Here is a 22,472-nt window from a genome sequence, read left to right as displayed (position 1 = left end):
TCCGCTACGGATGTCGCTCCTCACCATTCGGTCGGTTCGTCGTGGGGTGTGGATAACAAAACCGATCGCCGTCGACCGACCAACTGCAATGGCACTAACGCAGATTGACCACGTGAGCGAGAACGAGGAGATGCAGGAGTGTATCGACAGTTGCTTCGAATGCGCTCAGGCCTGCGAATGGTGTGCCGACGAGTGCGCCGGTGAGGGCGAAGAGATGGCCGAGTGTCTGCGGCTCTGCCGGGACGTTGCCGACCTAGCGACCATGCATGCACGGTTTATGGTCCGCAATTCCGGATACAGCTCGGACCTCGCTGCGGTCACCGCCGACGCCTGCGAGGAGTGCGCCGACGAGTGCGAGCAACACGACGCCGAGCACTGTCAGGTCTGTGCGGACGTTCTCCGCGAGTGTGCGGAGACCTGCCGGAATATGGCTTCAGCCTGAATTGGCCTCCATCTCGATTCGTGGCACCGAACGCGACTCGCTCCCGATTGAAACAAACACGAGCGTCGGATCATGGACGCAACGACTAAATTGACAGCAGGCGGCAACGGCGTGCTCGGCTGCTGGTTGATCGCGGCTCCGTTCGTCCTTGGTACACCAGCGATCGGTCGCTGGAACGACGTAATTGTCGGTACTGCGGTCGTCCTCGTCACCGGCTACAACTACGCCAGGGCCGTCAGACAACGACCTGAAAGTGTGACCGGCGCGGGTATCGTCGCGGTCCTCGGCCTCTGGCTCGTCGTTGCGCCGTTCGCACTCGGCTTCGGGGGACTAGCGCTGTGGAACGACGTCGTCTCGGGGACCGTCGTGGCGAGTTTCGGGAGCTATAATGCGTATATCGCCGGCAGTGCGACGCCCCTTCGAGCGACGGCCCAATAGAAAAAATGATCCGGTGACTAGAGACGAACCGATTATCGACGATCAGCGATCGATCCGTGTGCGCGACGACGTGGACGCGACGATCCGAGCTTCAGAGTGATTATGGAGTACAAACGCCTCGAGGAGTACGGTGCGATCGGTGACGGGAACACGGTCGCGTTAGTCGGTCGCGACGGCTCGATTGACTGGTGTCCGTTCCCGCACGTCGAGTCGCCGAGTGTCTTCGCCGCGCTGCTCGATTCCGACCGCGGCGGCCACTTTTCCGTCCGACCGACGCAGTCGTTCGAATCCGTCCAGCGGTATCGCGACCGTACCAACGTCCTCGAGACGACGTTCCGGACCGCCAGTGGAGATGTAACGGTGACGGATTTCATGCCTGTCGCCGAGGTGATGGGGGCGGACGACCCACCGCCTGCCGTCTACCGGAAACTGGAATGCGAGGACGGTCCTCTCGAGGTCGATATCACGTTCGAGCCGCGGTTCGACTACGCACGAGACGTGCCCGAGGTCGAAGCAGCGGCTGACGGTGTCGTTGCGGTCGGCACTGACGAACGAGCCGTTCTTTCGAGCGACCTGCCGCTCGAGCCGTCCACCGACGGGCATGAGGCGAGTACCAGGGTCATGCTCGAAACTGGTGAGACGCGCTGGCTGGTGCTCGGATACGGTGAGGCGATTCCCCTCGAGCCGTCGCAGCATCAGGGGACGCTTGAAGGGGTCGTCGACTACTGGCGGAGCTGGGTCCACGATTGTGACGAGGCAGACTGTCCGCTCGGTGGCCAATGGCACGACCTCGCCGTCCGGTCGTCGCTCGTTCTCAAACTCCTCATTCACCGGGAGACGGGCGCAGTGTGTGCGGCCCCGACGACGTCACTCCCCGAAGATATCGGCGGCGTCCGCAACTGGGACTACCGATTCAACTGGATCCGTGATTCGGCCTTTACGGTCCGGGCGTTCTCCGAACTGGGCCACCTCGAGGAGGCGCGATCGTACTTCCAGCTGTGTCTCGATCACTGCCGCGATCACGACCCCGCGAACATTCAGCCGGTCTATAGCCTCCACGGGGAGAACGACCTCGAGGAGCGCGTCCTCGATCACCTCGGTGGCTACCGCGGATCGGCTCCCGTCCGCATCGGTAATGCGGCCGAGAACCAGCACCAGCTCGACATCTATGGCGAGTTGATCCTCGCGATCTACGAGAGCGTCCGCTACGGCGAGCGGGTGACGGTCGACGACTGGGCAGTGATGCGAAAACTCGTCGACTACGTCTGCGAGGGCTGGGACGAACCCGACGCCGGCATCTGGGAGGTTCGGAGCGATCCACAGCAGTTCGTCTACTCGAAAGTCATGTGCTGGACGGCGCTCGACCGAGGAATCAAGCTTGCCGCGACGGCCGGCGACGACGTGTCGGCCCCGCTCGAGCGCTGGCGGACGTGCCGCGAGGACGTTCGTGAGGCGATCCTCGACCGAGGATACAGCGACCACGCTAACAGTTTCGTACGGGTGTTTGGCGACGAAGACACGCTCGATGCGTCGAATCTGCTGATCCCGGCCGTCGGCTTCCTCTCGCCCGACGACGATCGCGTTCAAGGGACGATCGACGCGACGATCGATCGACTGGCGACCGACGATGGTCTCGTCCGGCGCTACGAAGGCGACGACGGGCTTCCTGGTACCGACAACCCGTTCGTCGTCACCGCTTTCTGGCTCGTCACTGCGCTGGCGCTCGCCGGACGGACCGACGAGGCGACCGATCGCTTTGAGTCCGTCATCGAGTACGCCAGCCCGCTCGGGCTGCTGGCCGAAGCGGTCGATCCTGAGGCCGGCGAGCAACGCGGCAACTTCCCGCAGGCGTACAGTCATATCGGCCTCATCAACAGCGCGCTCTCCCTCACCGACGTAAACGGCTCGAGCGCTAGATCGTCCGCACCACTCGGGCGCGACGAACCGCTCGACGACGCCATCCCGAGTGGGGGGATCGTCCAGCAATCGAGTGAAAACGAATGAGAGACTGACAATGAGCGACGACAGCGATCACGACTCGAACGGGGAATCGACCGCCGTGACGACCGACGCGCGAGAGCGACGCTCGAGGGTCGGCAACGGCGATATACGTGGAGACGGCGACGGTCACAACGGTAATAACGGCGGCGGACAGGGCGATAACGGAGGATCGATGCGACCGGGCGACATGATGCTCGCTCATCCAACAGAGGAGGTGTGGCCCCAATACGCCGTCATCTCGCTCGGGGTCTGGCTCATCGCGAGCACGCCGGCACTGGACTACGGGAGTACGCTGATGATCGCGAACAGCGTCGTCAGCGGACTCCTTTTGATCGCGCTGGCCGGACTCACGATCTACCGCGAGAGCGGCTACGCCAACTACGCAAACGGCTTCGTGGGTCTCTGGCTGGTGTTCGCGCCGATCGCGTTCTGGGCACCGACGGCCGCAGCATACGCCAACAACGCGCTCGTGGGGACCATGGTGATCACGTTCTCGGTGCTGATCGTGATGCGCTCGGAGATGGACGGGCCGACCGTCCCGCCGGGCTGGTCGTACAATCCTTCGACGGGAGCCCAGCGCGCGCCGCTGATCGCGCTCGGGATCTTCGGCTTCTTCGCCTCGTGGTACATGGCCGCGTTTCAGTTGGGCTACATCGAGAGCGTCTGGGACCCGCTGTACGACCCGGGAACCGAGGCGATACTGACGTCGCAGGTCTCGGAGGCGTTCCCGGTCTCGGACGCCGGTCTCGGCGCGGTCGCCTACTCGGTCGAGGCCCTGATGGGGTTCATGGGTGACCGCCGCCGGTGGCGGACGATGCCGTGGATGGTCGCGTTCTTCGGCGTCGTCGTCATCCCGCTCGGCTTCGTCCAGGTACTGCTAGTCATCATGCAGCCGATCATGGTCGGGACGTGGTGTACTCTCTGTCTCCTGTCGGCCTTTGGCATGCTGTGGATGATCTCACTGACGGTCGACGAGGTGGTTGCGATGGGTCAGTATGTCGTCCGACTAATGCGCCAAGGCGACAGCCTCTGGACCGCCTTCTGGATGGGTGGTACGATCCCCGAAGACGAGGCCGGCGTCGACGAAACCGGGACGCGACCGATCGGTGACTCTCCGGTCAGCGAACCGTTCTGGGGCGTCTCGATCCCGTGGACGCTGTTCGCCGCGATGGTGCTCGGGGCTTGGCTCATGCTCTCGCCGACCCTCTTCGGGACGACGGGGTTCATGGCCGACAGCAGCCACTTGGTCGGCTCGCTGGTCGTCTCCTTTACCGTGATCGCGACCGGTGAACCCGCTCGTCCGGTTCGGTTCCTCAACGTTCCGCTCGCTGGGTGGGTTCTCGTAGCGCCGTGGCTGATCACGGGAGTCCCAACGATCGCTGCGATCAACGCCACCGTCGCCGGCGTCCTGATCGTGCTCCTCAGCGTTCCCCGCGGGCCAATCACCGACCGCTACGGCGGCTGGGAGAGCTATGCCACCCTCGAGACGGTCGACCGACTGAACCCCCTCAGTAGCTAACCATGTCCGGAACTACCGACTCTGAAGTCGTCGTCGTGACGGGTGCATCAGCCGGCGTCGGGCGAGCGACCGCTCGCGCGTTCGCCGAACGCGGCGCGAAGGTCGGGCTCCTCGCGCGGGGCGAGGACGGGCTCAAAGGCGCACGCGAGGAGGTCGAACGGGCCGGTGGCGAGGCGATTATCGTCCCGACGGACGTCGCCGATCCCGACGAGGTCGAGGCCGCGGCCGAAACCGTCGAGGATACGTTCGGACCGATCGATGTCTGGGTGAATAATGCGATGGTATCGGTCTTTTCACCCGCCGCGGAGATGACCGACGACGACTATCGTCGGGTCACCGAGGTCACGTATTTGGGGTACGTCTACGGCACGCAAGCTGCCCTCGATCGAATGCGGCCCCGCGACGAGGGGACGATCGTTCAGGTCGGCTCTGCGTTAGCATACCGAGGTATTCCGCTTCAGTCGGCCTACTGTGGTGCGAAACACGCGATACAGGGATATACGGAGTCCGTGCGAACGGAGTTGCTCCACGACGACTGTGATGTGCAGCTGTCGATGGTACAGATGCCCGCGATGAATACCCCTCAATTCGAGTGGACGAAAACCCGGCTCCCGAGAAAGCCGCAGCCGGTACCGCCGATCTACCAGCCCGAGGTCGCTGCTCGAGCGATCATCTGGGCCGTCGACCACAGCAGGGACGAACTGTGGGTCGGGCGATCGACGGTGAAAGCGATCCTCGGGAACCGTCTGATCCCGCGGCGACTCGATAACTATCTCGCACAAAGCGGCTACGACTCCCAGCAAACTGACGAGCCGGTCGATCCCGACCGGGAACACAACCTGTACGGACCAGTGTCGGGTGATTTCGGTGCTCACGGCCCATTCGACGATCAGGCGCGCGATCTGAGCTATCAGCTCCAGGCATCGATGCACCGACGAGTGCTCGCCCTGATCATTGGTCTCGTAGTTGCGATTGTGAGCGCCGTTCTTGGTCAGCGCATCGTATCAACCGATTCCAGCTAATTTACTGAGATTTGTGAGCACCAAATCATGGTCGTAGAACCAATCGTGGTCCGTCTGGTTGCTGGGTCCTTCCGGAAGTGCGAGGAGAAAGCCCCGTCGGTTACGCCAGGGATGAATCCGATAACAGGAATTCACGGCTATTACGTAGTCCGACAGCATATCGTGGATTGACATCCTCCTCCACGTAAACGCAGAGGAATCCCGAGCGGTGGGAGTTTCAGGTTCGCAATCCAGTCATCGATCTACCACATCTTTCGGGCGCGGGTAGTCCCACAGTATCGATGTAGTGGACTGCTGGCAGTGCCAAACTGCCGTTACCCCTATCCTCGACCGTGTACGGCGTCCGGGTGTTGTTTTTGCCACAGGGACGCCAGCCGGCGTCAGTAGAGTCGGGGGTATCGTGTCGCGTGCTTTGAGCAGTCGGCACGTCGGCACACCCTTCGAAGATGTGGCGTTCACCGCCTGTTCTTTCGGATACTGCCTCGTTCTGCGGGCGGACAGGCCGCCTCCGAAGGATGGTTCGGAATCCGCTCCGTTCCGACCGATTCCTCCCTGCTAATAGGCCTGCCTGTCACTTAAGCGCCGGTATTTCGAAACGCAAGCGGGTCATCGAACGGGACGTCTCTCCTCAGTGACGGCGCGTATCCACGGCCTGAAGGCCGTGGTATTGCGCCTGTTCAGCCTATAAGCCGTACTCCTGACGAAAACTGGAGTTGAATGTGGATATCCACTATCAAAAACCGATCCCGCACCAGAGCGGCTCGCTCACTCGGTTTGAACCGAGTCGGGTCGATGGCACGGCCCGTGGGTGCAAGCGGATACTCAAGTACACCCCGCCACCGTTGGTGGCCCGACGCACAAACCACAGCCGAGACCTCGTGGTCTGGTCAGGATGCCTTCGAGGACGCAGGAACGACCTGCTGTCCCACGAAGGAATCCTCGCGCTTCAGCGCGGGAGGATGTCAAATACATCAGTTCGTTGACTACGGACGTTCATCTCCGTTGGGCGGTTGAAATTTGGCTGCGGATTTTAGTGTCCCCGGACCGAGTTGGTACGTTGTGGCGCTCGAGGAACTCGTCCGCGACGAGCGGATGAACGCCGTCATCGGATGGTCATTGACGGGCATCGTGGCGCTGGGTGCCATCGAGAGTATTCTTACAGGCGTTCTGCTCTGGGGTGGGTTCGAGCTAGTCATCGTCGCTACGGTATCAGTACCAGCGCTGATCACCAACGACTGGACGGCGATGGTTTCCTGGCCGCTCTTGGCAGTCGCTACGCTCTCAGCCGTTGCTGGTCTGGTCGGATTTCCGTCCGAGACCGTGGTGTATCTCGCTATTGCGACGCTCGCACTCGTCATCGTCGTCGAGCTTGAGACGTTCGCATCGGTCGAACTAAGCCGTCGATTCGCTGTTATCTTTGCGGTACTGACGACGATGGCACTCCAAGCGCTCTGGACCATCATGCAGTTCTACTCGGATCAATGGCTCGGGACCGAGTACCTGCACTCACAGACCGAACTCCAGTGGGATTTCGTCATCGTCACCGTTGTGGGACTCGTGTTCGGCGGACTCTTCCAGTGGTTTGCCGGCCGATTCGAACCAGCGGGTGCTGTCGCTCGAGCCGCGAACGGAGCGGAATCACCATGACGCTCGGCGACGCGCTGGGGCTGACGGATGCTCAGGAGCGCCGTATCGTTCGAGGCCTGCAACTCGGGCTCGTCGCGCTCCTCGGTTACGGGGTAGTGACGTTTCAGTTCGGGATCTCCGGAACGGCAGGATTGGCCCTCGGAATAACGCTCCTGCCGGCGTGGTTGCGTTGGGAGTACGGATACTCGATGGATGCCGGGCTCGTCCTCTGGATTACCACCGCCGTGATCCTCCATACGGTGGGATCGCTTTGGCTCTACGAAGCGTACCAGTGGTACGACGAGATCGCCCACACCGTCTCAGCGTCAATCATTGCGGGGCTGGGGTATGCGGCCTTCCGTGCGTTCGAACTCCACTCCGACGAGATGAACGTCCCGTCGACCTTTCGCTCCGTGTTCATCGTCGTCTTCGTCCTCGCGGTCGGCGTTATCTGGGAGGTACTGGAGTTCGCCCTCGGCGGCGCGGTGGTCACTGTCTATGGAATCGACGACATCGTTACCGACTTCGTGTTCAACGCAGTCGGCGCAGTAATCGTCGCGATTTGGGGAACCGGCTACGTCAGTGAACTCGTCGGGTTCTTCGGGCGACGATTCCGGTCTACTTCTGATAATTAACTTTCAGGATTCTTGTAATACCGCTCGATCAATGGTGCTGCCAACGGCTGCAAAAGCCGGCATGGTGACTATTGAAAGATGGGGTGAACGACCGATCGTCCGAGAGGGACACTGATTTCGCATGAATGAGCAGCGTAACCGGAGATCACGACGGTGGTTCGTGAAGGCAGGCTCACTCACCTCGGCCGCACTAGGACTCGGTGTGACCGGAAATGTGGGTGCACAGGAGGCGCCGGCCGAAAACGACGATGACGAGCAATTTCGAGAGGCGATTACGACTGGCGAAGTGTATTTTTCGGGCGCGGTCTTCCAGGTCGTCTCGCCGCCACTGGAAGACGCCCCTGTCGTGGACAATCCGGACGTCCTGCAGAACCACAGCGTACGTGTTATTGAACACTTCAACACGAACGAAGAGGGGTATCTCTTCGTACCCCAAGATGCACAGATCGAAGAGGGAGAGCAGTACGTATTCGACGACCGACTATCGTCACCGATCGAAGACGAGTTAGCAATTTCCGGTCTCGTTCGCGTCCAGTACCGACCGCTCACTGGAGAGGACCTCCCCTTCGAACTCGAGACCGAGGAGGACTTCGAGATTCTGGACGAGGGTGGCGGCGAAGCTGCTGTCCGTCCGGATAACTTCTTCTCGAGCGCGCCGTTCGAGATCACGTCAGGACCGCAAGGATGGGTTCCACAGGATATCGAGCAAAGCGGCCTGTTCACGGGTTACAATACCGTCCATGCCGAATACTTCGGCACGAACAATCAGTTCCTCTTCTTCCCACAAGAGGGAGCAGAAACGGAGGAGGGAGAACTCTACGTGATGCGTGACGAGTCCGAAATATTCGATCCGGCGGGCAATCTCGTCGCCGCCGAGTTCAATGTCGTCGACGAAGAAACCCTTACTATCGACGATGAGTCGCTTCGGTGATATGATCCCACGACGTTAGTCGTGGGTTTTCTCGCCTAATTCGGAATAACTAGACATCCCTACCGGTCCGATATCTGGTCTCTCCCTTCGACGTCGCCGACAAGAACAGACTGACCGGATGCATGTCGTGAGAAGAGGTGATTCGACTCCGGTGAGCGAAATCATTCGAAACGCGGTGCAGTCCGTCTATGCGGATCAACCGCTTTCCGACGTCTGGCGGAGCGGTCCGCCTCGCGCTCCCCGCCGGATGAGACGAGTCGACGCCCACTCTGATCGCGATCGGCCGAACCGGATATCGGATCGGCGACCGTCTGCCGAAGCGGTACCGACTCGCGCGGTATCAGGTTCGTTGAATATCCATGGATATGTGTTATCCCGCTAGTACGTGTTAACTCCGACGTGCCAATCGCTCCAGATCCAGCAGAGATATTCGATCGGGCGGTCGCGGAAGGTGAACGACGGCTCGACCAGTCACTGCTCGAGCTCACGGCGACCAGCTTCATTGCGGGGTTCACCATCGTCTTCGGCATCGCCACGCTCGGAGTCGTCGACGGACTGGTCGAACCGCGCTTCGGTGACGTCGCACATATCGCAGGCGCGCTCACCTTCGGAGTCGGCGTCGTCTTCCTGGTCGTCGGCCGATCGGAGCTGTTCAACGAGAACTTCTTCGATCCGGCCGCGAAGGCGGTCGACCAGGACGGCTCGTGGCTGCTCGGGCCGCTCCTTCGGCTGTGGATCGTCACCCTCGTCGTCAACCTCATCGGCGGGTTCCTCTTCGCACTCGTCTTTGCCGTCGATGGCGTCCTTCCGTCCGGGTCAGCACATGCACTGTCGCGGACGGCTGAAGAGATCGTCCATCGGCCGCTGAGAGGGATGTTCGCAAGTGCCATTATCGGCGGTGCCCTCGTGAGCTTACTGTCGTTCCTCCTACAGGGCGTCAACAGCGTTCGGAGCCGCATCACGATGGCCTATATCGTCGGGTTCCTGTTGGCCCTCGGGCCGTTCGATCACGTGATCGTCACTGCGATCCACGTCTTTTTCGGGCTTCTCTTCGACGCTCCGATCGGGTACGGAGCACTGGCCGAAACGGTTGTCGTCGCGACCGTAGGGAACTTCGTCGGTGGAATCGGCCTCGTTACGTTCACTCACGTTGCCCAGGTGATGGGATCGGAAGAATAACCGCCACGAAAAGCGATCTCCCGGCCGCATCCGGCCCAGAGCACTTGGGTACTCGTCCCATCCGATTCCGTCATGACCAGTGGAGACGCGGGTTCGACCGACGGGTCGACCGAAGAAACGCGTCGTCTCATCCTCAATCCGACGAGCGGGGACGGGGATCACGTCGAACAAGTCCGTCGACTCGCCGCTGACCACGGATTTCGAATCGTTGAGACCGAACGCGCTGGACACGCGGTCGACATCGCGACGCAGGCCGCGGCCGACGATGTCGACCTCCTCGCGATCTGCGGCGGCGATGGAACCGTTCACGAAGCCGTTCAGGGGCTCGTCGCGGCCGACGCACTCGAGGATATGGTGCTCTCTATCATCCCGGCAGGAACGGCGAACATCGCCGCGTCGGCGCTGGGGATCGACCAGATACGAGACGGGTTCGCGGCCGCGGACCGAGGTGAGACGAAGCGACTCGACCTGGGAATGGCCGACGGCGAACCGTTCGTACTGTCGGCTATCGCGGGGCTTCCCGCAGCGGCGAGTACGGCAGCCTCGGAGGAACTCAAAGAACGGATCGGCACGCTCGCGTTCGTTATCGAAGGCCTGCGGACCGCTCGAGAATTCGACGGACTCGAGGTTGCGGTTGACGCCGCCGCAGGCGACGGAGAGTACGTCTGGCAGGGCGAGGCGCTGTGTCTGGGGATCGGTACCCTTCGGCGGTTCACCGGCGAAAACGAACCGTCGAACGCCCGCACCGGACGCCTCGAGGTGACGATCGTCGATCGGATGCCGCCGACGGACGCGATCGCTGAGGCCGTCGAACGACGGTTCCTCAGTCGGGAAACGCCCCACGTCACGACGATCGAAGCGTCCGCCCTCGAGGTCGTCGCCCTGAAGGACGAGCCGGTGCAGTTCAGTCTCGACGGGGAGCGTCAGGAGTACGAGACGGTCGAGATCGGTGTTCGGCCGCGAGCGCTCCGTGTTTGCGTGGGAGAGGAGTACGGTGACCGAGGCCGTTCCATGCCGGTATGACGGTTACGCCCGCAACCGTCGAGACCCGCGGGGGAACCCCGACGGCGGCCGGTTCCCCGACGAGTCGTAGGGGGCCTCGACATCGGGTTCATCAGCTCACGATTCATCGCGTTGATTCGCCGTCAGGACGGGAACTGACGCGGTGCGGAGGACCCGTTCGGTGATACTGCCGAGGAGCCGGTCGTCCAGACCCGTCCGACCGTGTGTTCCCATTACTACCAGATCAACTCCCGCGGCCTCGGCGTAAGAGATAATCTCTGTCGGAACCGATCCGGATTCAACGGCGGTCACGACGTCGTCGACGCCTCCGTTGGTCGCCGTCGACTTAGCGTCCTCGAGCAGGTCCATCGCCTGTCTCTCGCGGTCCAATTCGCCGCCCAATCCGAGGAGTCCGTCCTCGAGGACGGCGAGGATATGGAGCGTCGCGCCGTGGCGCTTCGCGACATCCGTGCCCATCTGTAGTGCGGTCGTCGCGTGCTCGCTTCCATCGGTCGAGACAAGAACGGACTCGTACGGATAGGTCGGTTCGTCAATCGCATGAACTGTCAGTACCGGCATCGGCGCCGTATTGACGACGCGTTCGGCAACACTCCCGACGACGTATCGCTTGAGGCCGTCTCGCCCGTGGGTCCCTATCACCACGAGATCGACATCCTTCGTCTTGGCGTAATCAATGATCACGTCGTGGGGCGTCCCCTGCAAGACGTCCGTAGTCACGGCAACGTCGCTGTCCGCTGCCCGTTCCCGCGCGTCCGAGACGATCTCGTCGCCTTTGCGTTCGAGGACGTCCACGACGTCGGTGCCAGCACGGGTCTGACTCGGCTTGTTCGTGTCCGCGACGTAGAGGAGCGTGACGGTCGTGTCGTGATCGGTCGCGATCTCGAGCCCGTGGTCCAGTGCTGCCGTCGCCGAATCGCTCCCGTCGACGGGAACGAGAATACGGTCGTACATGCCTATCACTGACCACGTTCTGGATCGGTATACATATTTGACCTGCCAGCAGAGGGGTACTTCCCTTCCGCATATTCGGCAGCTGGCGGAACAGGAGTATGTTGCGATCCGAGTGTCATCGTCAACGGCATCTCTTCGCTGACGTTCGTCTCGTTTCCGCAGTACTTTGAACGAGGATACGATGTTCGATTCTGTCCGTAGCAGTGAGAGTAGATTTCGACGACGGCGTTGGTCCACACGTTCGGAATGCTTGGCCCCTACGATCGTGTCTGGTAGACCTAATTCGCACAGACTCTCTCGGGACTCGTCGGTGGCGCCGTCAACGTGACGTACCGATCATATCGACTGGAACGCCATCCCTCGAGCCGATCTTGATCGGTATTCGTCGACAGAATCACGTTCGGACGCGGCTTCGTCTGGGACGTATTCGAGTACGTCGGTCACGTGCGGTTGCCGGTCCTTATTGGTGATCTATCGGTATCGGTGTTCGGCATTCGGTACCCTTAGCTTCGTATCTTCCCTGCCAGTCCGACGCGATGATCGGTTTTCAGTTGGTATAGTATGTCATCACCTTGTCCTTTATTTGAGGCACTCACCAGATCCTCCACCAAAATCATTATTATACAATACCTTTATGGACATATATCTCAACAAGTAGCAGATAATATACTACTAATTTTCACATCCAGTCGAAATGGTAGAAATTCCAGGAAAACAGGTATAACGACCGTCTGGTCGCATGGCGACTACAGCCATATGTGATTTCATTACATGCTCGGGCCTGGGAATGATTCGAAATCGGTGAGAGAAACGAAGAAACCACCATCTTCGCCTGGTTGTAGCAGGTACGAGGTGGGATACTCGCCGGCAGCGAAATACTCCTCCGGTGTCTTCAACTCAGTGTCCACCACCGTATCTAGTTGGTCGGCGAAGTCGACTGTGATCATCGGCTCAATTAGGGAAATCTGCCCCCTCCCATCACTGTCCGGATCAGACGCTCCATAGATACATGTGTGAGTGAATTCACCGTCTTCCTGGTGCTCCGATGAGCTTGGATCGGCAATCGGCTCTCCCCGTCCTGCCTCAACGATTGGCGTATCGGGTTCACCATCGTCGTTGGTGTCGACCACTGGCGGCCGGATGTGATCCTCGGGCATCTGGGCTTCTGGAATCGAATAGGTCGCTGGCCGTTCTTCGATCCCCTCGACGGTCGACTGATCGAGCATGAAGAACTGGGTATCTAAGTGGGGTACGTCGTACACTCCCTCCGGCCAGTGTCCCTCTGGAAGGTAATTGAACCGTAGGAAGGTGAATTGATGGAGATTGAGGGCGTCACCACCGGTCGTTTCTGATGGAAAAGTAAGCGGTATTGCAACCTCCTCATCGCCTAACGCATCTATTGCAGCGCTATCAAAGTAAACACCGAGCGAGAAGACACTGTCGGCTGACATCGTTGTTGCGTATGCCGTCACTGTCCCCTCTCCGATGTCATGTGATCCGCCTGCGTGGAGGTGCCGTGTCTCTGACTTTGAGGGCGCGCTGGCAGTTGTGGTGCCAGTCATCACCGCTCCCCCGACAGCGCTTCCCCCAATTGTTTTCAGTACTGTACGCCGAGTTGTCTCTTTCAGGTTGGTCATACGTTTGCCCCGTGTGTTTCGCTGAATCGTGTGTTTTCTCGACCGATTGCCGCTCAACTAACTCGGAATTGAGACTCTCGCATTCGATAGTTCCCTCTCTCAGCCCGTTCTTGGGCCTTGATATCATATAGCGTGCTCCAGTCCATAATTCTATTCGATAAGTATCTTCCAAGGCCCTGCAAACATTCCTACCCTCTTGGAAAATTATTAGCAACTGCGTGAGCGTAGACTTCCGCATGGCCCCAGACCAATCCGCCAGAGCCTCTACGCTGGACGCGATTCAGGTCTTCGCCAATTCGGAACACAGCGTAGAGGTGTTCAAGGCGCTCACAGAAGGGGCGACGACGAGCAAGGCTCTCACAGAGCAGACGGAGGCCTCCCGGTCGACAGTTGCGCGGGTGCTCGCTGAGGGTGAATCACGGGGATGGATCGACTCTGTGGGGAGTCAGTATAAACTCACGGATAGAGGGGAGATTATGATCGACGAATTTTGCGAGTATCTGCAGACTATCGAAGGCGTCCAGCAACTCGGGGCCGCCATCAATTGGCTTCCGTCTCCTGTTTACTCGATTGATTTTCGTCATCTGAGCGATGCTAACATCATAACGCCGACTTCCTCTCATCCGGCTGGCCCATATGATCACGTGGCAGAGATGATTCGTGATGCGAATGAGATGCGCTCTCTTGTGGAAGTTGCTCTTCGTCGATTTGTGAAACTTATCCATAACCAGTCTGTGGGCGGGAAATTGGATGCTGAAATCGTGATTAAAGCTAGTTGGTTCGACACCCTTCCTGCAAAACCAGAACAGGTGCCTCTGTGGCGTACAAGGGCAGAAAAGAATGGTGTCTGGATGTATGAGGGGGAAGTCCCAATTAATATTCATATCTTCGATGAGTCAGTAGCTATCTGGTTGGGTGAAGAACAAGGAGAGGAACGGGAAGTTCGAGGATTGTTAGTTACTGGAAATCCAACTGTTGTGTCGTGGGCCGAATCACTTTATCAAGATTACCGGACCGAGGCTAAGCAGGTTGGTCCGGCAATATTACCGAAGGTCTAGTGACTCTACGCTTTTGGGTAGCCACACGCAGCATTCCGTTGGTCCAGAGATATGGTTTCCCGGACCCGGATCGGAGAACCTGAGGTATTTTCCGGCCTTTGGCCTGGTGTCAGCAGTATCCGCAGGGAACGGACATCCGAACGTTCAGCGGAGGTTTGACCGTTTATTTAAATATCGTTATATAAGTTAGACAGAGGGATACGCGATGTCAGCAGTCATACGCACCACTTTCTTGCGCTCCTCGTTAATCGCTTCTCACCTGTCGAAGTCAAGTCTCGTCGTCGACAGCGTGTGGTGCCCACTCATCGATATCCTCTCCGCCGAACCGGTCGTTCGCTGTCCGCGTGCTTTCGCGGAATTCCGCCATCTTCACACCGTCTGGAGTCCCGATATCGGGAACTTTCTTCTTTCTGCCAAGCGGTGACCAACAATCTTCCTCTCCCGATCATTATGTTGGTGAAGACTGCGATGGAAGTTGCTGGAGTTCGTGTGCTGATTTCGCCGTGAAGATGTCTGGTTCAGTTGTCCTACTCGCCGGTCGGGTCAGATGTTACCGACGGTGACCGCGTGATCTGGATGACTCTTCTGGGAATATCTCCTGGTTTTATGCAGAGCTACAATCAATGGTAGATAAAACGCATGCGTGTATCCTATCAACATACAAATATTAACAGCGGCAATGAATCGACGCTACTGCGGTTTACAGCTGCGGATGGCACGCGTGCCTGTATTCTCGTCGACGCAGGAGATGGCGTCAATCTCGACACGCTGCTTGCAGACGATGAGTATCTGAACGCAATCTTACTCACACACCCGCATATCGATCACTATCGCACGCTCGCAACGAACGTCCGACACAGTGCACCAGTCTATACCGCAGACACAACTGCCGCTATCCTCGAGCAGGCTCTGCCGGAGGCCACAAAGGATAACGACCTCGGGGATGTCTCCGCCGCTCTCGACGCCCTCGAACCGATCGACGAATGGACGTCGATCCTCAACGGACTCGAGGTCCGGCCGATCGCCGCTGGCCACACGCCTGGCGGGGCTGGGTTCCTAGTCCGGTTTCGCGATGAGACTGCGACTGACGACCCCCTAGACGGCGAGCAACACGTTCTCATCTCGGGAGACTTCACGACGCGACCGTGTGCGGGATTTCCGGGTCTGGCAACATCGTACCCGTTCGATATCGACTGTCTGTTGCTAAACGTCGCGAGTAACGATTCCTACACGACGTCGCTGAATGAGTCACTTCAACTGACCCTCGAGCACGCGTATGCTGGCTCACGAGTGGTCGTCGCAGCGAGTTCGTTGACTGGCGTTCACTACGCGACACTGCTGGGTCACTGTATAGAAGTGCTCGAGCGCGAGGTTCCGATCACGCTCGTCGGTCAGGCTGCGAAACTCTACGACAGCCTCGAGTACGATGTGTCCGGGGTCGAACCGACAGCGGTCTTCGACCGGACGAGCGAGGTACTGGCAGATGGCGGGATCACGATTGCAGGACCGGAAATGCCGACGACCGGCAGTACACAGCGACTCCGGCAAGCGATCGATGACGATCCTGCTGCTGCGTTCGTTCAACTGACGACGGGAGACGAGGTCGACCCAGCAGACACGCGCTGTACCACACAGGTGTTTCCACTGTCAAATCATCCCAGTAGCGAGACGATCACCGACATTGTTCGCGATATCGCTCCGAAAGAGGTCGTCATCAAGCACGCGAGCGGACGCACGCTCAAGGAATTTCAGCGGCGCTTCGATCGCTGTTTTACGTGGGGAACGAACGATACAGGGATCCATTGTCTCTACGAGAACGGCGAGTGGCAGGTCCCCGACTGGATCACCGACTCGACTGCAAGTCGAATTCAAAGCCGACAGTGGGAAGCGATCCAAGAGCAACCACTCGAGATCGACGCCTCGCTGCCTCGCTGTCGACATAGATCGATCGATCTCGAGGCGGAAGGTGTCGATCTCGATGCCCTCGAAGAGACGTTTTCACGGGCTATCGAGGACCCGTATGCCGGTACCGATCCTGAGAACGACGGTTCGAAAGTAGCTGAAAGTAATGAGGACGACCGACAGACCGATCGATCGTTCGAAGAAGACGTTCTCGCCCGTCTCGAGGCGATTGAAACGACACTCGAACGATCCGAGGAAACGGTTTCAGCCCGTGTGTTGAGCGATGGTGCGGACAAGCAGGTCTTGCAACTCCTAGAGACCGCTGATGTCGAAGCTGGTGACGTAGTCGACGTAACTATCAAAACGGAACCCAGTGACGACTAAACTCTCTGCTCAACGACATCATTAACAGGAGAGATCAAGTCTTCCGCCGTGTAGCCTCGGAACCGTTTCATCAGGAGTCGGGCGTTGTCGATCGCCGCGTACAGCGACGGCGGGTACCGGGACGGAAAGACTGGCCAGCCGTCGGCGGGTAGATCGAGTAGTATCTCGAGCCGTCGGAGTGGTTCGATTGCCTGTTCAGGAAGTGCCGGCTCCTCTTTCTGTTGGCTCTTTTCGAGACCAGTTATCACGCCGTTCTCAAGGTTGACGTTGCCGCGTCCGATCAATACTCGAGTTCGGCGGTGCCCGCGGAGTTGAACGGGCAATGGAGAGCGGGCACCTATACCGCGTGATGACCAAGGTGTGAACGAATGAGTAACGATATAATCGAATTTGAGCTACTCGGCAACGCCACAGTGATCCAAACCGACGGCGAGCCACCGGTGGTCGTTCCACAGACCGTGACGCTGCCGGCCCCAACGGGGGACGACAAAGTTGCGGTGCTTCAACTCCCGCGCGAGGTCTCGCTCATCGACGTGCTCCCGCGTGACAACGACGACCTCGAGTACTACGATCGGGACATGGCAACACAGGCTATCGTCGACGGGGAGTCCAAAAGCGAGGCCTGGCTCTCGGCGGACGCACTCGCGAACGCCGATCAGCTCATGATCGAAACTCGAAACGGCCAGGATCTCGAGAGCGTGTCGGTCGACGGTGAATATCGTGGATGGACAGCGCAATTCAGGAAACGAATTCGGGAGTTCAAACAGAGCCGACGGACGAACAAGGCACCCGTTCGAGGGCGATAGCATGACCGACACGAAAACCTACGAGTGTCCGTCGCCCGACTGTTCGCCCACGGCCGACGGTATCGCCGAGTTCGACGGGCTGGCCATCGTCGACATCTTGATATAGACCAGCGGGACACGTCTCTCGAGTCACTCGAGCAGCGCGATCGGATCGTACCCCGCCGCGTTCGCCCAGCCCGCGTCGATTTCGACGTGAACGCCGGCGGCTTCGAGGCCGATCGTCTCGAGGACGGTCGCCGCTTCGTCCGGTGACGTCTCCCCGAATCCTGCGAACTCGGCCCCGTCGAAGTCGGTCTCGCCGATGCACCGGAGCAGCGCCGGAAGTCCGCCTTCTAGCTCCCGCAGTGTGTACACGACTGGATCCCGGTTCGGACCATGTCGTCGACGGTAGCATGCGGGGAGTGAAAGAACGTCACCTTGCGTCATCGACCGTGTACTCGGGAATCCACGGCGGCATCGATCGGTCCTTCGACCAGCCGAACAGGTGCCGCTTCTCGTTGGCGTAGTAGTACCGATAGGCGTCGACGTAGTCGTCGGCCGTCCACTCTCCAGTCAGTTGCGGCGGAGCATCGCGGCCCTCAGTGGGCCACTCAAGACCGCGAACGCGTTCCTCCTCGAGCAATCGAACGGTCGCCCACGAGCCGTGGCGATCCGTCGATTCGTGATCCCACCGATAGCGCCACTCGTCGTAGGCACGGTCGGTGTAGTCACGCAGATACTGCCAATTGGCGAGCGACCGCGCCGCCCAGCGCGTCAGCGCGTTATCGGGATGAGTGAAATAGAGCGAGTCGGACTCCGGGTAGCCGTTCAACTGGACCGCCGTCGTCAGCACCATCGAACACTCGAAGACGCTACTGGTGACGTGCCGGTCGACGAGCCACGCCGCGGTCCGCTCGAGGTCGCGGTCGAGCCAGAAGGCGTTGACCATCGACCGCCGGTACGCGGTGCGAGCAGTTAGTACTCCCTCTGACACTGCTACTATCATTGCTCGCTGTTTGCAGACTGGTTCGGTCCAGTCCGGATCGCGGTGCTGGTCTACGCGATGGTCTTCCATCGAATATCGGGCACCGAGATTATCCGGAGACGGCTAGTCTCGTCATCGCGAGGTCGGTACTCATCTCCGGGGCACGGCTGTGCCGTTCACGAACCGTATGGCCGCATGATCGATCGCGCCCAGCGATAGCGGGCCGATGGACTGCCGACCACACCCCCGCATGCATATCTGGTTGGTCGGTGTAGGTCGCCAGGCATGACTCCAGAGACGCCTGACGTGACGTTTCACCGGTCGGCCGACCTCGATGCAGCGGCACCGACGCTGATCGAGGGGCTACCGGGCCACGGATTGGTGGCCTCGATTGCTGTCGATCAGATCACCGACCAGCTTGGTCTCGAGCAGTATGGGGCGATCCGGTCTGAGACATTGCCGCCCGTTGCATCGTTTACCGATGGTCTGGTTCAGGATACGGTACGCGTCTATGGCGGTTCAGACCCTGATATCATGACGCTGCAGAGCGATGTTCCGATACCTGAGGACGCGTTCTCGGGCCTCAGCCAGTGCGTACTGGAGGACCTAGTAGAGGACTTCAGCCGAGCGATCTTCCTCGCTGGTGCACCGGCCCAGTCTGAGGAACAGCAGGGAGACGTCGTCGGTGTGGCAACGACCGAGGAACTAAAGATAGAACTCGAAGAGGCGGACATCGCACTCGCAGAGGAGAACGGCGCTGTCAGTGGCGTGACCGGCGCACTCATCAATGCGTGCTACCAGGCGGATGTTCCAGCAGCCTTACTGCTCGTCCGGGCAGACCCACGGCTCCCGGATCCGGCCGCGGCTCGGTCCGTGATCGAGAACGCACTCGAACCGCTCGTCGAGTTCGAGATCGACACCAGTGAACTCCAGGAGAAAGCTGAGGAGATCCAGCGCCAGAAACAGCAGGTTGTACAGCAGTTACAGCAGGCGCAGGGCCAGCAGGAAGAACCTGTCCGAGGGATGTTCCGGTAGGAGAGCGTCTCGATTCTGGGAGATCACGCTGTGCCCAGTGTTTTGGTTATTATCCCAACTGCGGCCGGGATTCCTCCGCCTTTAGGCGGAAGTGGATGTCAATCAGCCTATTGGTATGGGCTTGACATAGAATCGTTTAGCTGGAGTAAGGCGCTAAACCTCCTTCCTTAGCGAGCGCCGGAGGAGCGAGCATCAAGGGCATACAGCGCCGCTCGTGTTTCTTACACAGTTCTGTTGCAGGCCTATATACTCGAAGTGTTTTTGTATTAAGGTATGTTCGTTGCGGCGAAACGTGAACCTCGAACCGGCTCGAGAACCAGTTCGTGTCCCGAGTGTAACGGACGGGTTGCCATCAACGCAGTCGAAACCATTTCGGAGAGATCTAGAACATATTACTCAAATTACTAAATTGTGAAATATGTTCTGAGTCGCTTAGATATATCAGATAGACAGAGTCTGTTCGCGGGCCCGTACGTCACTAGCCTCCTACAGGAGTGGATGGTCGCTCTGCTGCTCCGACCCGGATACCTCGAAATAGTACGGGTCTAGGCCCGTAGGCACTCATCCTTTAATGAATCAGCAGGTGAACAGTTGGAAGCCGTTCAACGAGGACGATCCCGTGTTCGTGATACTGGCCGTTCTCGGGTTCGTTCTGATCCTTTCTGGATTAGCCTATATTGGGTGATCTCTTCGAGGTGGCGAGCCTGAGTCGGTTGTTTATTCAGATGTTCCTCAGATACTCCCTCCGCTGCTCCATCTTCTCCTTCTCGGTCCGTTGATCGTAGTGCATCTCGAGCACCTTCTGGCTCACGCTCGCCCGATCTCCGACGGCCGCCTCCGGCACGTCACTGTTCAGGTAGTGCGTGATGCTCCCCCGCTGAACCGCGTGCGGGCTGACGTTCGACGGACACTTTGAAAACTTGCCGCTGTTGGTCGCTTTACGCGGAGGAGGATATCAATTTAGTGGATAAACAGATATGTTCATACTCCAAATCCGGCCCGAATCCTGACTTGTATACCTGCAGAAGCGATCATCCCACAACCAGAAGCATCTCAGAGTAGATAGATTCCTCTCTCGAGAAAACGAACTACCAATACTCAACAAACCAGAGAACCATTCGCACGGATCAGGGAGGATCGATCAGGTCGTTCGAATCTGCAAGTGATCCATCCGGATACACATCTCTCCACAGTCGAACAGTCGCTCGAGCAACGAGCTCGACTGTGGAGACCGTAATGCACGAATCCTCGACGTCGTCGTCATCATTGGACGCATCTGGTGGGGGATGGAAGTGGGGATCATCGTCCGGATCGGTGTAATCATGCGGGTGGACGTCCCATCGAAGATCATTCCCGAGATCGTCCGTGTAGTGGATATTATAATCACCCTGCGTTGACCACTCAACATCGAATCTCCCCTCTCTAGCCTTACTAACACCGTCGGAGAGGAAAATATGCAATTCGTTCGGATTGAAGAAATCGTCCAGCTCTGCATCAGCTAACGGCTCTTCGTCCTCCACGATATCGCGAAAGTCGATCAGTGCGTCTCGATCAGTCGGACCGCAGAGAGAATGAGATTCAGTCTTCGAATTCTTACCGTCCATCACACCGCAGTTCGCTTATTGACGACATCTTCCGCCTGATCTAGTGCGAGTGCCACCTTCGCGAACCCAAGGTTTCGACGCGTCGTCTGCCACGACCTGAGTTCCTCTCGATCGAGGTCGGCATTATCCCACGCAATATCCTCAGGCTCCTCAACTCCAGTCCGATCGCGATACTCATTGATCTCTGCCTGCATATCATTGACCCTGTTGAGTATGGTACCCGTGTCAGCATTCTCGAGAATATCATGTGCATTCTCGAGGATCAACGATTCCATCGATCGCTGATAGAGTGTTGCCCCTCTATTAGGGTCCGACGTCTTCTTTACATAGCCACTATCAGCGAGTTCCTCCAGGTGGCCCCGAGCAGTCCCCTCTGCAACCAGCGCTTTGTCAGCGATTTCACTGGCTGTCATCCCATCGTACGTTGTTTTGATCACAGTCCGAACACGCTCGAACGTGGATGTATTTTCTTTCCACTTCTCTCTGACTGCATCGTTTACGTCCACCTTTTCTGGATCAGCCATGCCTACGTGAAGAACTACCCACTGGAGAGATAATTAATTTGGGGGTCAGTATATTGAGTTCATAGGGAAAATAAACTTCATATGACACTACTCAGGGCGCTGTTTCGTTAAGCGTGAAAAGTGAGGCGGCACGATTTTGTGGTGTCCATGCCAAAAATCCGCCGCCTCAGTGGGTGTAGCGACTGGATCGATTTGAGTTTTGTGGAGCGAGAGCGGACACCGCGCCAGCTAATGGAACTCGGTATTCGACTCCATCTTGCTGGTCTCTCGCTTTCGAATACCGTTCGAGAATTAGAGAAGTTCGGTGTCGAACGCAGTCGCAAGGCAGTCCACGATTGGGTCCACAAGTGCAATCTACAGCTAGCGGATGACGAGAAGCCGAATCACGTCGCGCTCGACGAGACAGTGATTCAACTCAACGAACATCGGTATTGGCTGTACACTGCTGTCGATCCGGAAACGAACAAAATTCTCCATATGAGGCTATATTCAACGACTACGACCGCGTTGACAGAACGGTTCCTGCAGGAACTCACTGAGAAACATGATATCGATGATGCCGTGTTTCTCGTCGATGGAGCAAAACATCTCCAGACTGCACTCCGTCGATCTGGGCTTCGATTTCGATACGAAAAACATGGAAATCGGAACGCTGCTGAACGTATCTTCCGTGAGATAAAACGACGTACTTCTTCGTTCTCAAACTGTTTCAGTCACGCACAACCGTCAACAGCTGAATCGTGGCTCCAAGCCTTCGCCGTCTGGCACAATGCTACAAACTAAACACGACC

22 protein-coding genes are annotated in these 22,472 nt (G+C 58.6%); 15 read left to right on the top strand and 7 right to left on the bottom strand.

Annotated features, from left to right (window positions below):
• The first annotated feature begins 88 nt into the window (after window positions 1-88).
• The 10 genes from LDH66_RS22715 to LDH66_RS22670 all read left to right on the top strand — a co-directional run bounded on the left by LDH66_RS22715 (window position 89) and on the right by LDH66_RS22670 (window position 10,816).
• Window positions 89-442 carry a four-helix bundle copper-binding protein gene (locus LDH66_RS22715; RefSeq protein ID WP_226483356.1) on the top strand — a complete coding sequence of 118 codons (354 nt, stop codon included), beginning with the start codon at window positions 89-91 and terminating at the stop codon, window positions 440-442.
• A gap of 72 nt (window positions 443-514) precedes the next feature.
• Window positions 515-880 carry an SPW repeat domain-containing protein gene (locus LDH66_RS22710; protein ID WP_226483355.1) on the top strand — a complete coding sequence of 122 codons (366 nt, stop codon included), beginning with the start codon at window positions 515-517 and terminating at the stop codon, window positions 878-880.
• A 102-nt stretch (window positions 881-982) separates the two neighbouring features.
• The gene (locus tag LDH66_RS22705) at window positions 983-2,884 is read left to right on the top strand and encodes a glycoside hydrolase family 15 protein (protein WP_226483354.1); all 1,902 of its coding nucleotides are present in this window, start codon (window positions 983-985) and stop codon (window positions 2,882-2,884) included.
• A gap of 10 nt (window positions 2,885-2,894) precedes the next feature.
• On the top strand, window positions 2,895-4,400 hold the full coding sequence (locus tag LDH66_RS22700; protein ID WP_226483353.1) for a vitamin K epoxide reductase family protein: 1,506 nt from the start codon (window positions 2,895-2,897) through the stop codon (window positions 4,398-4,400).
• 2 nt (window positions 4,401-4,402) lie between these two features.
• Window positions 4,403-5,422 (top strand): SDR family oxidoreductase, encoded by a 1,020-nt coding sequence (locus LDH66_RS22695; RefSeq protein ID WP_226483352.1) that lies wholly within the window; start codon window positions 4,403-4,405, stop codon window positions 5,420-5,422.
• 1,059 nt (window positions 5,423-6,481) lie between these two features.
• Window positions 6,482-7,069, top strand: coding sequence for a hypothetical protein (locus LDH66_RS22690; RefSeq protein WP_226483351.1), 588 nt, complete (start codon window positions 6,482-6,484; stop codon window positions 7,067-7,069).
• The gene (locus LDH66_RS22685; RefSeq protein WP_226483350.1) at window positions 7,066-7,683 is read left to right on the top strand and encodes a DUF2238 domain-containing protein; all 618 of its coding nucleotides are present in this window, start codon (window positions 7,066-7,068) and stop codon (window positions 7,681-7,683) included. The genes LDH66_RS22690 and LDH66_RS22685 overlap by 4 nt, the downstream gene beginning before the upstream one ends.
• Window positions 7,684-7,897: 214 nt before the next feature.
• Window positions 7,898-8,614, top strand: coding sequence for a hypothetical protein (locus tag LDH66_RS22680; RefSeq protein WP_226483349.1), 717 nt, complete (start codon window positions 7,898-7,900; stop codon window positions 8,612-8,614).
• 399 nt (window positions 8,615-9,013) lie between these two features.
• A complete protein-coding gene (locus tag LDH66_RS22675; protein ID WP_226483348.1) occupies window positions 9,014-9,793 on the top strand; it encodes a formate/nitrite transporter family protein in 780 nt (259 codons plus the stop codon).
• Window positions 9,794-9,865: 72 nt separating this feature from the next.
• Window positions 9,866-10,816 carry a diacylglycerol/lipid kinase family protein gene (locus LDH66_RS22670; RefSeq protein ID WP_226483347.1) on the top strand — a complete coding sequence of 317 codons (951 nt, stop codon included), beginning with the start codon at window positions 9,866-9,868 and terminating at the stop codon, window positions 10,814-10,816.
• A 96-nt stretch (window positions 10,817-10,912) separates the two neighbouring features.
• Here the strand turns inward: LDH66_RS22670 and LDH66_RS22665 are convergent, their stop codons facing one another.
• Both LDH66_RS22665 and LDH66_RS22660 read right to left on the bottom strand, forming a co-directional pair.
• Window positions 10,913-11,767, bottom strand: a complete 855-nt coding sequence (locus LDH66_RS22665) for a universal stress protein (RefSeq protein WP_226483346.1) — start codon at window positions 11,765-11,767, stop codon at window positions 10,913-10,915.
• Window positions 11,768-12,534: 767 nt separating this feature from the next.
• Entirely contained in the window at window positions 12,535-13,239 is a 705-nt protein-coding gene (locus tag LDH66_RS22660) for a hypothetical protein (protein WP_226483345.1), read from the bottom strand.
• Between the two features lie 401 nt (window positions 13,240-13,640).
• On the opposite strand from LDH66_RS22660, the gene LDH66_RS22655 reads away from it, so the two are divergent.
• Both LDH66_RS22655 and LDH66_RS22650 read left to right on the top strand, forming a co-directional pair.
• The gene (locus tag LDH66_RS22655; RefSeq protein WP_226483344.1) at window positions 13,641-14,462 is read left to right on the top strand and encodes a helix-turn-helix transcriptional regulator; all 822 of its coding nucleotides are present in this window, start codon (window positions 13,641-13,643) and stop codon (window positions 14,460-14,462) included.
• Window positions 14,463-15,101: 639 nt separating this feature from the next.
• Entirely contained in the window at window positions 15,102-16,748 is a 1,647-nt protein-coding gene (locus LDH66_RS22650) for an MBL fold metallo-hydrolase (RefSeq protein ID WP_226483343.1), read from the top strand.
• On the opposite strand, the gene LDH66_RS22645 is transcribed toward LDH66_RS22650, so the two are convergent.
• Window positions 16,745-17,032: a hypothetical protein gene (locus LDH66_RS22645; RefSeq protein ID WP_319004381.1), complete on the bottom strand. Its 288-nt coding sequence runs from the start codon at window positions 17,030-17,032 to the stop codon at window positions 16,745-16,747. The two genes, LDH66_RS22650 and LDH66_RS22645, sit on opposite strands and share 4 nt — an antisense overlap.
• 84 nt (window positions 17,033-17,116) lie before the next feature.
• Between LDH66_RS22645 and LDH66_RS22640 the strand changes: the two genes are divergently transcribed.
• Window positions 17,117-17,554 (top strand): hypothetical protein, encoded by a 438-nt coding sequence (locus LDH66_RS22640; protein ID WP_226483342.1) that lies wholly within the window; start codon window positions 17,117-17,119, stop codon window positions 17,552-17,554.
• Window positions 17,555-17,683: 129 nt separating this feature from the next.
• On the opposite strand, the gene LDH66_RS22635 is transcribed toward LDH66_RS22640, so the two are convergent.
• Entirely contained in the window at window positions 17,684-17,908 is a 225-nt protein-coding gene (locus LDH66_RS22635) for a hypothetical protein (protein ID WP_226483341.1), read from the bottom strand.
• A gap of 58 nt (window positions 17,909-17,966) precedes the next feature.
• Window positions 17,967-18,482, bottom strand: a complete 516-nt coding sequence (locus LDH66_RS22630) for a hypothetical protein (protein ID WP_226483340.1) — start codon at window positions 18,480-18,482, stop codon at window positions 17,967-17,969.
• A 321-nt stretch (window positions 18,483-18,803) separates the two neighbouring features.
• Here LDH66_RS22630 and LDH66_RS22625 point away from each other — a divergent pair, with 321 nt between their 5' ends.
• Window positions 18,804-19,553: a proteasome assembly chaperone family protein gene (locus LDH66_RS22625; protein WP_226483339.1), complete on the top strand. Its 750-nt coding sequence runs from the start codon at window positions 18,804-18,806 to the stop codon at window positions 19,551-19,553.
• A gap of 1,127 nt (window positions 19,554-20,680) precedes the next feature.
• Here LDH66_RS22625 and LDH66_RS22620 read toward each other — a convergent pair.
• Both LDH66_RS22620 and LDH66_RS22615 read right to left on the bottom strand, forming a co-directional pair.
• On the bottom strand, window positions 20,681-21,073 hold the full coding sequence (locus LDH66_RS22620) for a toxin-antitoxin system TumE family protein (protein ID WP_226483338.1): 393 nt from the start codon (window positions 21,071-21,073) through the stop codon (window positions 20,681-20,683).
• A gap of 83 nt (window positions 21,074-21,156) precedes the next feature.
• Window positions 21,157-21,681 carry a winged helix-turn-helix domain-containing protein gene (locus LDH66_RS22615; RefSeq protein WP_226483337.1) on the bottom strand — a complete coding sequence of 175 codons (525 nt, stop codon included), beginning with the start codon at window positions 21,679-21,681 and terminating at the stop codon, window positions 21,157-21,159.
• A 147-nt stretch (window positions 21,682-21,828) separates the two neighbouring features.
• Between LDH66_RS22615 and LDH66_RS22610 the strand changes: the two genes are divergently transcribed.
• Entirely contained in the window at window positions 21,829-22,464 is a 636-nt protein-coding gene (locus LDH66_RS22610) for an IS6 family transposase (protein ID WP_226483336.1), read from the top strand.
• Window positions 22,465-22,472 lie beyond the last annotated feature (8 nt).

It is taken from the genome of Natrinema amylolyticum (genome assembly GCF_020515625.1).
GTDB classification, from domain to species: domain Archaea; phylum Halobacteriota; class Halobacteria; order Halobacteriales; family Natrialbaceae; genus Natrinema; species Natrinema amylolyticum.
Note: the sequence above shows the minus strand (reverse complement) of the source record. Positions and strands in the feature narration are given on the sequence as shown.